Source organism: Paenibacillus sp. PL91 (assembly GCF_012935325.2).
GTDB lineage: Bacteria > Bacillota > Bacilli > Paenibacillales > Paenibacillaceae > Pristimantibacillus.
Genome location: NZ_JABBYG020000011.1, coordinates 220,393 through 230,641, shown reverse-complemented (window position 1 = coordinate 230,641; position 10,249 = coordinate 220,393). Strand labels below are relative to the sequence as shown.

Below are 10,249 nucleotides of genomic sequence, written 5' to 3'. Positions count from 1 at the left end.
CCGAACATGGGGCAAATGGGCGGTATGGCAGCCCCCGGCAGCATGGGCAATATGCCGAACATGGGGCAAATGGGCGGCATGGCAGCCCCCGGCAGCATGGGCAATATGCCGAATATGGGGCAAATGGGCGGTATGGCAAACGCCAGCAATATGCCGATGGGGCAAATGGCTATGGAGAATACTGCACCGGTACTCTATGAAGCTGATCCGAAGCATACGGCCATGGTAATGGAGATTCGCGATCGCGTTATGGGCAAGTGCGGCGGCCACATGCACAAATACGTTTGTGTCCAAATGGTAGATGGCCATGTCTACGAAGGAACGATTATGCACATCGATCACTGTGTCTTGTATTTGCAATGTACGATGCGTGATTCACGCGCATTTATGAATCCCTATAGCGCCGTGCTGCCGCTCATTCTCTACGAGCTGCTCGTCATTACGCTGCTCTAGCCTAACCCTGCAAGTCTGTCCATTCGACAATAGGCTGTCCCTTTGACATCGACGGTCTATGGCCGCGAAAGCTGTCATAGATATCAATAACTGGAATTGTCGATGAAAAGAGGTGAGCATGCTTATGATTGAACGAATAAATAGGCTTCAGGTGGAGCTACCGCCTTCCCCTTATGCGGATGCGAATGCCGCGGCTGCGGTACAGGAGCTGCTTGGGGGTAAGTTTGGCGAGATGTCAACCTTAAACAACTACATGTATCAATCCTTTAATTTTCGCGAGAAAAAGAAGCTTAAGCCCTTCTATGATCTTGTATCAAGCATCACGGCGGAGGAGTTTGGCCATGTGGAGCTTGTCTCCACTGCAATTAACATGGTACTTACAGGGACCACAACCACAGGCGACCCTAATTCGACTCCTCTGAGGGAGGGAGTCAACAAGCGCAATAGCTACTTTTTTATTCAAACCGCGCAAACCTCCTTGCCCGGCGATTCCATGGGCCGTGCTTGGACGGGTGATAATGTGTTCAGCAGCGGGAACCTCGTGCTTGACCTGCTCCACAATTTCTTCTTGGAGTGCGGGGCGCGAACGCATAAGATGCGCGTCTATGAGATGACCGACCATCCGACAGCACGTGCGATGATAGGATACTTGCTTGTTCGAGGCGGCGTACATGTGCTGGCTTACGCCAAAGCATTGGAAATCGCGACAGGCGTTGACGTGAAGAGGCTCATTCCCATACCGGATCTAAGCAACAATAGCTTTGAGACGGCGCGGAAATATGAAGCTATGGGGCTTGGCAATAAGCTGTATACGTTCAGTCCGAATGACTACAAGGATATCGTCCTCATTTGGAACGGCCAAAATCCGCTTACCGGCGCTCCGCTTGAGGTCATTCAAGGCGCTCCGCAAGGTGCGCCTATGCCCGATTTAAGCGAAGTGCCGGAGGAGTTTGCGCCTGGCATCTCACAGGAGGACTTTATTGAAATTGCAAGGCGGCTTCAGAAGAACGCAGGCCTTTAGTCAGCTCAATACGAACCAATGAAGACCTCCTTATTCGCGCAAAGCGGCTTGGAGGTCTTCCTTGTTCATATTCTCTCGCATTCTTTGTGCTATACTGGGTGCAAAATGAGAGAATGAGGGTGGTTTCGATTCAATTTTTGGCAATGCTAACGATGCTTATTGATCATATCGGTCTCGTATGGTTCCCTGAGCATATGGTATGGAGGATCATTGGACGGCTGGCGCTCCCCTTCTATGCCTTCGCGATTGTGCTTGGCTATTATCGAACGAAGAACATTCATCTCTACCTGAAGAGAGTCGCTTGGATCGCGCTCCTCTCGCAGCTGCCCTATCAATTTGCTTTCCACCGGCTTGAAGTCAATACTGTGGGCTCATTATTTCTATGCCTGCTGCTTTTATATGTTCTTGATAAATGGAGCGGCCGACCTCTCCTGCAATGTCTTATGGCCGCTGCTTGCGCTGGATTGCTAGAATTTCTGCCCTTTAGCTATGGCGCTTATGTCGTGCTTCTTGTACTCATCTATCGATATGCCCAGGTTCACTGGTTTGTCTTGTTTCACTTCTCGCTAAATGTGGTAAGCTTTCTGATAAAGGACTGGTTCATTCAAGCCTTCAGCATCTTTGCCACCGTTCTGATCGTTTTCTTGCCCGATTTCATGCGCAGCGCTGACAAGGTGAAGATACCTCGTTTGGTATGGCGAAGCTTCTATCCGGTTCATTTGACCCTTATTGCCATCATCTACTATGTCGGAAGCAATCAGAGCTTTAAAGAAATTATGCGCACGCTTTCGTTCAATTGATTATTCCGGCAGAGCAGCGATAAGCTGCTCCAGCTCTTGCATGCAATGCTCGGCTGACTGCCAGCCCGGCTCGCTTTGCTGGAGCAGTCTACGAACGAATTGCTTCACGATCGGCGGAAGCTCCAGCTCCTCTTCCCAGCTGAGCTCCGTCTGCCCTTCGTCGTATTCGTAGCCTGCATACATCATGAACAGAAACAAATGCCCAAGCCCGTACAAGTCGCTCGCAGGTTCAGGCCGTCTCATTCGGCGCTTCGCCCCGGACCAGCTGCTGTCAGACCTATTCTTTTCGAAAAGCTCCGTCTCATTTAGAGCTGTACGCAGCTCTTCTGGCAGCTGCTCACCGATCCGGCAGGAGAGCCCATAATCAATCAAATACAAACGTCCGCCTTTGTCCAGCACATTCGGTATGCGTACGTCACGATGCACGTATCCAGCTTGGTGCAAATAATCAAGCGGCCGCAAAAGCTCCATCATAACGATTAGCGACTGCTTGAGCGAGTAGATTTGGCCCTGTTCCATCAGCTTATGCTCCAAATTTTCGCCATCTACAAACTCCATGACAAGCGCCTCATGACGGCCTTGCTTCTCGTATGAGAGCCACTTTGGAATTTGAGGATGGTTTAATTGCTGCAAAATCATGCTTTCCCGCTCCAGCAGCAATCTGCCTATTTCCTTCTTGCTAGGCATGCTGCGCTTGAGTAAAACCTGATGTCCCTTCACTATATCGGTGCATGCATAAGCTTGACCATAGCTGCCCCTGCCGATGAAATGCTCTATGCGGTATCGTCCCATCCAAATCCTCCCACTTGGAAGCGGATAGTCCCGCCAATGGTTGATCATAGCCTTGCATTTGCCAGCTATCCTAGTCCACATCACTATTTCACCCCCAGCAGCACTTGTTGCTGCTCATTTATCGGCCTTGCAGAAACTTTGACTATAAATATTCGTACTCTTGCCATAAGAGAGCGTACGCTTTCGATACCGGAAATGTTTCACGAATCGAGAGCATTTTGCTTTCATAGCTTATTTATTTCATTAAGTATTAAGGAGGTTAAAAATATGTTAAAACATCTTCTCAAACGTCTGTTATATTCACTTATGGGACGCAAGCGCCACAGCCATCGGCATTACAGCAGCAGTGATTACCATAACGGGCATCGCCCTTACAATCGTCCGCATCGCGGGCACGGTTACTATAAGAAGAAGTACAGCAGCTATTCCAGCTAGAATGCAGGAAATGTCGAATATGTTAGAAAAGTGTCAACAAAATAAACAAAATCCTGACGACAGTTTCATAAGAGGCTAAAAGGTTTACGTTAGAATAGGGGAAATTGATCGGAGGTGTTATAGGAAATGATGAAAATCGTTACCTTCAAAAGTCGTTCTGTCCCTGTCTACTATCCTAACGAACAATCCGCATCCATAGATCTGCTTCATCATAAATTGTACGAATTGGAATTAGATTTTGATTTCCGCAAAAAATGGAGAAGAATTAAATCCGTTGAAATGGTGCGCGACGTCGCTATTTTCCAGTATAACGACGGCACTAAGCTTTATCTTGAAGTATGCTGATTATTGATAGATAAAAAGACCTGAAGGCGCATCCTTTAAGATGCCCTGTCAGGTCTTTTATATTTTTTAAGACGTGCTCCGAAATAAACCGTGAGCCTGCCTAATTTTCAAAGGTGTAGCCGGCACGGCGAATCATGGAAAGGTCAAGCACATCAGGCTCCTGCGGCTTGCCGAGAAGAAATCCCTGAACGTAGTTGCAGCCCCATTTACTCAGCAGCTCGTATTGCTCCTTGTATTCGACGCCCTCGGCAATAACCTCGAGCCCCAGTTTTTGAGCAAGCTTAATGATGCCTTCGACGATAATCCGTTCCGCACTATGACGATCAATCTGTTTAATGAATGACTTATCGATCTTTAAAGCCTGTATCGGCAGCAGCTTTAAGTTCGCGAGAGAAGAAGAGCCGACGCCAAAATCATCAAGCACAATGCGCACGCCCGCGGCGCGAAGCCAGCTTAGGTTGGACAGGGCTGTAGCCGAGGAGTTAATCATCGTATTTTCGGTAATTTCGAGCTCAAAGCAAGCCGGGTCAAGTCCATAATCTTTTAATGCATGTAGGACCGTCTGAGAAAATGCTGCATTCTGCAGCTGCAGTGGCGAGACATTCATGGACATGATCATGCGATTCACGCCATATTTACTCATACTTGCGAGCATTCTGCACGCTTCTCGCAGCATCCATTCTCCGACAGGCACGATCAAGCCGCTATGCTCGGCTATAGGAATAAATTCCGTTGGCGAAATATCGCCCAGCTCCGGGTGCTGCCACTTAATCAGCGCTTCGAGTCCTCTTAGCCTGCCATCGGTCAGGCGATAGATAGGCTGGAAACAGAGATGAAATTGCTGCAAACATAAAGCCGGTCTCAGTCCCGCTTCGATATCAATGCGGCGATTCAGATGGATGGTGTCCTCCGTATTATAAAACCGCGCTTGGTTGCCGCCTTGCTCCTTGGATTGGTATAAAGCCGACTCCGCCCTGCATATCAGCTGCTCGCTTGTCCGGCCATCCTGTGGAAACAACGTTGCTCCGATGCTAGAGGTCAGATACAGCTCTGTTCCATCGACATCTATGGGACGCTCGACTGCGTTTTTGATCTCTTCCACCGCTTGCAAGCTTTGCCCATCATCCTGCTCAATTGGCATGGCTACCATAAACCGATTTCCGCCAACCCTGCTCACGCTAGTAGATACCATTCTTGCTTCAGCCAATCGCTTCCCCATTATGCAAAGCACATCATTGCCGAACTCCGTTCCCCGTGTTTCATTTACGCGATAAAACCGATCCAAATCGACCAACGCCACTACCATACGCTTACCCGCCGCACGTACGACATTGACGGCCAATTCAAGCTGTGCAAAAGCTTCGTTGCGACCAGGCAAACCGGTCAAGGCATCCATTTTTTCACACCACCGTCCCAATACTAAATTATATCCATCTTGCCATATAACCATTAGGAAAATTTAGGGGATTTATTTAGGAGAATGTTAGATAATTTAATAACTGCCTTAACATCCTTAATCTTGGCGAGAAAAAAACCACTCCGCATCAGCGAAATGGTTTTTAGATGAAATATAAACTGAAAAATTAGGTGCGTTTAGCTTTGGCTCACGCTGTTTGTATGCTCGGCCGTATACTTGTAGCCAAACCCCCAAACCGTCCGGATCAACCTTGGCTCCTTCGGGTTTGTTTCGATTTTTTTGCGGAGATTGACAATATGTACGTCGATGGCACGGTCTGTCACGAAGGAGTCAAAGCCGCGAATCGTATTTATGAGTTCTTCCCTGCTGAACACCTTGCCTGGGTAAGCTAAAAATAGCTTCATCAGCTCGTACTCCGAGAAGGTCGTTTCAACCAGTTGACCACGAACAAGCAATAGGCGTCTTTCAAAATCAAGCTGGATCGGCTCACGATCATCAATCACTTCTACTGCTGCTGCAGCCTGCTGCGTCGTTTCTGCCTGCATCGTATTCGAACGTCGAATTAATGCTTCTACCCGAGCTGTCATCTCATGCATGCTAAATGGCTTGCACATGTAGTCATCCGCTCCAGCCTTCAAAGCCTGTACCCGCTCAGACACTTCACTCTTCATAGATAGAATCATAATCGGTACGTTAGAGCGCTTTCTAATGAGTGTACAAACCTCCATACCGTCCAAATCGGGCAGGATTAAATCAAGAAGCACCAAGTCAGGAACAAACTCTGACGTGAGCTTCAATCCTTCGTCCGCTCTGTAGGCTTGCATGACGGAATAGCCTTCTTCTGATAAATACATAGACAGCATATCACTCATCATGACGTCATCTTCAATAACTAGAACTTTATACATTGTCGTCACCCTTTTGGAGGATTGAAGATTTCTGTCGAATATTTAACGTATCTCTACTATACAATACGAGAATTAAAGGAACAATAACTTGTTAGAAATTTGTTAGGATTTATTGTCGAATACTTCTTTCGCAATCCGAAGCCCTTCCAAAAGCTGCTTCAGCTTCAATCCCAAATGGTCAATAGCGGTGTGAAGGCTCTCCGTCTCAAGCTGCGGCTGCTTAACGATTCGCTCCACCTCGCATACCGCTTCCAACAATTCATAAGCAGACAAATATCCGGCTGCTCCCTTTAGGGTGTGCGCCATACGTTTGACTACGGTTAGCTCCGATTGCTGGACTGCGATACGCAGATTATCGGCAAAGGAATCGTAATCGAGCATAAACTGCTCCATCATATGCAGCAATATCGGCAGCTTCCCATTTACTCTCGCCAGAGCGCCTGCCACATCCATTCCGGCAATGTCCGGCAAAGCGCTGCCCGCTGCACCGTCTGATTCATCAGAGCGATTCGCCAATGCATTCAGCTCTTGCTTGGCCTCTGAATTCGCCATTTGCTCGCTGCCCTGCTTCAGCCAATAGGTGATGACCGTATGCAGACGCTCGGATGAGATCGGCTTTGTCACCACATCATTCATGCCGAGCTTTAAATAACGCTCGTGATCGTTGCGAAGCACGTTTGCCGTCACTGCGATAATGGGAAGATCATCATAGATCGGTTGGGTGCGAATCAGGCGAACCGCTTCCGAACCATCCATAATCGGCATATGAATATCCATCAAGATTAGATCCCAGCGTTCTTCCGCTAGCTTTTGAAGCACTTCCTCGCCGGTCTCCGCCAATCCCACCTCGTAGCCCTGCTCTTTCAATATTTCAATTGCGACCAGCTGATTGATCTTGTTGTCCTCCGCAAGCAGAATGCGCGTATTCACACCTTTCTCCCGCATCTCCACAACGGGAGGCGCGCTTTCCTGCTCGTTTGCGCCTATGCCCTTTTGCTCAAGGACGTTTTCGATCGCACGCAGCATGCCTCTTCGCATGATCGGCTTGATAAGCAGCGTGACCGGTCTTTGCTCTGCTGGCAGCTGCATCATCTCATCACGTCCGTAAGAAGTCGTCATCGCAATCGTCTTGACGCCTGCCGCCTCCGCATCGCAGTGGAACTCAAGCCACGTTTCCGCGCCGTACATATCGGGCATTTCCATATCCAGCACGATGAGCTTCGGCAATGCGCCCGCCCCGATGCGGCGAAGGCGATCCCTGGCCATTTTCCACGAATGGAACGGTAATGGCGTTAAGCCATAGGATTCGATTATCTCGCTCCAATGCTCCCGCATCTCGTCGTCATCCTCTACAATCCAAACAAGCTGCTCCTTCAACTCCTGACGAACTAGGCTGGCCTGCTCTCTGTATTTGTGAATAACAGTGAAGGGAAGCGTGAAATAAAACTGACTGCCCACATAAGCCTCGCTTGAAACCTCCAGCCTGCCTCCCATCAATTCAACCAACGTTTTTGAAATGACGAGTCCAAGGCCCGTGCCTCCAAACTTCCGGGTCGTTGACCCATCCGCCTGCGTAAAGGGCTTAAATAGCTTATCCACCTGCCCTGCGCTCATGCCGATGCCTGTATCCACGATGGAGAAGCGTATGCTCACGCCATTATCAGACTCCTCCATAAGCTCCAGCTGCAGCTTCACTCGTCCTCGGTTCGTAAATTTGATGGCATTCATGCATAGGTTGAGAAGAACCTGCTCAAGCCGCATCGCATCCCCAATAATCGTTTGGGGCAAATGCTCAGGCATATCTACAATAAATTCGAACTGCTCCTTGCCCCCCATAAAGACGCTTAGTTGGTCGGTTATGCGGTGCATAAGTTCATCCGGCTGGAACGGCAATCGTTCAATTTCAACCTTGCCTGCCTCAATTTTGGAGAAGTCCAAAATATCATTGATAATGCGCAGAAGCGTCTCAGAGGATGTATTCATCTTATCCATATAATCCTTCTGCGACGCAGAGAGCCCTGTCTTGCGCATTAACTGCGTTAAGCCAATAATCCCGTTGAGCGGGGTCCGAATCTCATGGCTCATCAGCGCAAGGAAATGGCTTTTCGCCTGATTCGCCTCCTCCGCCTCCTGCGTGGCGCGCACAAGCTCCTCCTGCACAATTTTCTGCTCGGAGATGTCACGGGCGATGCATGAGAAAAACAGATCTCCCGTATCTTCATCTTGATGAGCGACGACGACCATCGACACATGAAGCGGCTCGCCGCTGCTCTTTAGCAGCTGTGTGACGCTTTCCCAGTAGCCGAATTCTTTGGCTAAAATGGCTCCATTCACAAGCTCCGCATACATATCTGGCTGAGAATGCTGCTTGACGGTATAATCGCCATTCACAGCATTTTGCAAGCCTAACATTTCTCTGCCGGCCCGGTTGATATAAACGACCTTGCCGTCGGAGTTGACTGAGGCGATCAAATCCTTCGCTGATTCCACAATGTCGAGCAGGCGATTGCGTGTTTTCTCCATCTGCTTGCGATCTGAAATATCCAAGACCATGCCTACGACGCCAGAGAAACGACCATTGCGGTCACGCAGGCCATTCGAGCTATGCAGCGTTGGTATGCGAGTGCCGTCTTTATGTATAAAGGTCCATTCCCGCTCATAGGAGAAGCTCTGTTTGCGAAGCTCCTTAAATAGCTCAATGCCAGGCTTAACCTCTCTGCCAAGCTCTAATGACAGCTTCTCGGCATCCAAGCGAATCTCGTCCAAATCCATGAACAGCAGCGGCGTAGCGATCCCGGCCAGCTCCTCGGTTTTATAGCCCAGCATCTCCTCTGCCGTTTTGTTCAAATAGGAAATCTTATATTCATCGTCAAGAACGATGAAGGCATATTGGTTCTGATTGATAATAGCCTCAAGCCGATCGAACATTTCTTGCAGATGCTCCATCATGCCGTTAACGGAATGGCCAAGCTGACCGATCTCATCATGCGGCTCAATCTCAAGATGCTCAGCCTCGAATCTCCCGGCAGCAGCCTGCTCCGTAACACCCAGAATGCGCTCCAACCGCTTAACAATACGCTCGAAATAGAGATAAAAGAAGATGACTATAATGATCTCCGAAACGGCGATTGTCGTAAAAATGCGCCAAAAGATCGGCTTCATCTTCTCTTGCAGCTTCGACATCGGCTCTTGCAGGGCGAAGCGCCACGGCGTATCGCTTACCTTCGTGTGGAAGACGGCATATTCCTTGCCTTCTATACTTAACTTTGTCATCCCCTCTTGCGAATCCAGCAGCTTGTTTGCAATCGGATTGAGCGGGGATTGTTTATCGAACAAGCTCAGACGCATCTGCGCGTCGGGATCCGAGAGATAAAGGATGCCTCCCCGATCATTAAACAAACGAATAACCGAATTCTCATCTGCAAACTCAATGAATGGCCGCAAGGTCGAGAACACGAAGGAAGCATATACGACCCCTTTAATTTCATTTGTGATCCCATAAACAGGGACAACGATAAGCGATTGCTTCGTGTCTGAAAACGATGGCGTTATAGGATCTGTGATAACGACCTGACCTTTAATAGCCTCTTTGAAAAAGGACTCGCCGCTCATATCCAGCCTTCCGCCATCGGTGCGCAAGCCAAGTCCATTCTCATCTATATACCCGATCGAATGATAGATGAAAGCGCCGCGCACAAGCTCACGCCCAAAATAATGAAGCCGCTCCTCATCCGTTCCGAATCGCACGACTTCCGTGCGGCTCATCACGACAACCTCCGCCTTGCGGATTGCCATCCAAGACGCCAATACATTTGCGCGGTTGCTTTGCCGGCTGCTTGTCTTCTCAATCTCCGATTGAAGCATCGCTTCCTTCACGGCGGAATAATTGCCTACCCCGGCAATCAACAGCGGGATAAAAGAAATGAGAACAATCAAAATCAACCCTTTTGTGCGTAACGACACTTTTTTCAAGCCGCTTTCTCCTCCCGCTCCTCCTTGACTTTGCCGAAATTGTCGAACTTTGACACTATTATACTCTTTAACGAGCGCTTGGAGAATAAAAAAAGCTAGGGCCAGC

9 protein-coding genes are annotated in these 10,249 nt (G+C 48.9%); 5 read left to right on the top strand and 4 right to left on the bottom strand.

The annotated features are described in order from the left end of the window. From HI950_RS23600 to HI950_RS23590, 3 genes are all read left to right on the top strand, one after another. Positions 1-453: hypothetical protein (locus tag HI950_RS23600; protein WP_187768153.1), on the top strand; the 453-nt coding region annotated here is incomplete at its 5' end. A 124-nt stretch (positions 454-577) separates the two neighbouring features. Then, positions 578-1,474: a manganese catalase family protein gene (locus tag HI950_RS23595; RefSeq protein ID WP_169087800.1), complete on the top strand. Its 897-nt coding sequence runs from the start codon at positions 578-580 to the stop codon at positions 1,472-1,474. Between the two features lie 113 nt (positions 1,475-1,587). Next, complete coding sequence (locus HI950_RS23590) at positions 1,588-2,274, top strand: TraX family protein (RefSeq protein WP_169087798.1); 687 nt, start codon at positions 1,588-1,590, stop codon at positions 2,272-2,274. Here the strand turns inward: HI950_RS23590 and HI950_RS23585 are convergent, their stop codons facing one another. Further along, positions 2,275-3,066, bottom strand: a complete 792-nt coding sequence (locus HI950_RS23585; protein ID WP_223285459.1) for a serine/threonine protein kinase — start codon at positions 3,064-3,066, stop codon at positions 2,275-2,277. It abuts the gene before it with no gap. Between the two features lie 267 nt (positions 3,067-3,333). Here HI950_RS23585 and HI950_RS23580 point away from each other — a divergent pair, with 267 nt between their 5' ends. Both HI950_RS23580 and HI950_RS23575 read left to right on the top strand, forming a co-directional pair. Further along, complete coding sequence (locus HI950_RS23580; protein ID WP_169087794.1) at positions 3,334-3,501, top strand: hypothetical protein; 168 nt, start codon at positions 3,334-3,336, stop codon at positions 3,499-3,501. A gap of 126 nt (positions 3,502-3,627) precedes the next feature. Then, positions 3,628-3,846, top strand: coding sequence for a hypothetical protein (locus HI950_RS23575; RefSeq protein WP_076268411.1), 219 nt, complete (start codon positions 3,628-3,630; stop codon positions 3,844-3,846). A 100-nt stretch (positions 3,847-3,946) separates the two neighbouring features. Here HI950_RS23575 and HI950_RS23570 read toward each other — a convergent pair whose 3' ends face one another. The 3 genes from HI950_RS23570 to HI950_RS23560 form a co-directional block, all read right to left on the bottom strand. Next, positions 3,947-5,242 carry a putative bifunctional diguanylate cyclase/phosphodiesterase gene (locus HI950_RS23570; RefSeq protein ID WP_169087792.1) on the bottom strand — a complete coding sequence of 432 codons (1,296 nt, stop codon included), beginning with the start codon at positions 5,240-5,242 and terminating at the stop codon, positions 3,947-3,949. Between the two features lie 197 nt (positions 5,243-5,439). Further along, positions 5,440-6,171 (bottom strand): response regulator transcription factor, encoded by a 732-nt coding sequence (locus HI950_RS23565; protein WP_169087790.1) that lies wholly within the window; start codon positions 6,169-6,171, stop codon positions 5,440-5,442. Positions 6,172-6,273: 102 nt separating this feature from the next. Beyond that, positions 6,274-10,134, bottom strand: coding sequence for a response regulator (locus tag HI950_RS23560; RefSeq protein ID WP_317618437.1), 3,861 nt, complete (start codon positions 10,132-10,134; stop codon positions 6,274-6,276). Positions 10,135-10,249 lie beyond the last annotated feature (115 nt).

Coding starts and splice junctions, on each gene's coding strand:
- HI950_RS23595 (WP_169087800.1), top strand. CDS start 578: ATGATTGAACGAATAAATAGGCTTCAGGTGGAGCTACCGCCTTCCCCT.
- HI950_RS23590 (WP_169087798.1), top strand. CDS start 1,588: ATGAGGGTGGTTTCGATTCAATTTTTGGCAATGCTAACGATGCTTATT.
- HI950_RS23585 (WP_223285459.1), bottom strand. CDS start 3,066: ATGGGACGATACCGCATAGAGCATTTCATCGGCAGGGGCAGCTATGGT.
- HI950_RS23580 (WP_169087794.1), top strand. CDS start 3,334: ATGTTAAAACATCTTCTCAAACGTCTGTTATATTCACTTATGGGACGC.
- HI950_RS23575 (WP_076268411.1), top strand. CDS start 3,628: ATGATGAAAATCGTTACCTTCAAAAGTCGTTCTGTCCCTGTCTACTAT.
- HI950_RS23570 (WP_169087792.1), bottom strand. CDS start 5,242: ATGGATGCCTTGACCGGTTTGCCTGGTCGCAACGAAGCTTTTGCACAG.
- HI950_RS23565 (WP_169087790.1), bottom strand. CDS start 6,171: ATGTATAAAGTTCTAGTTATTGAAGATGACGTCATGATGAGTGATATG.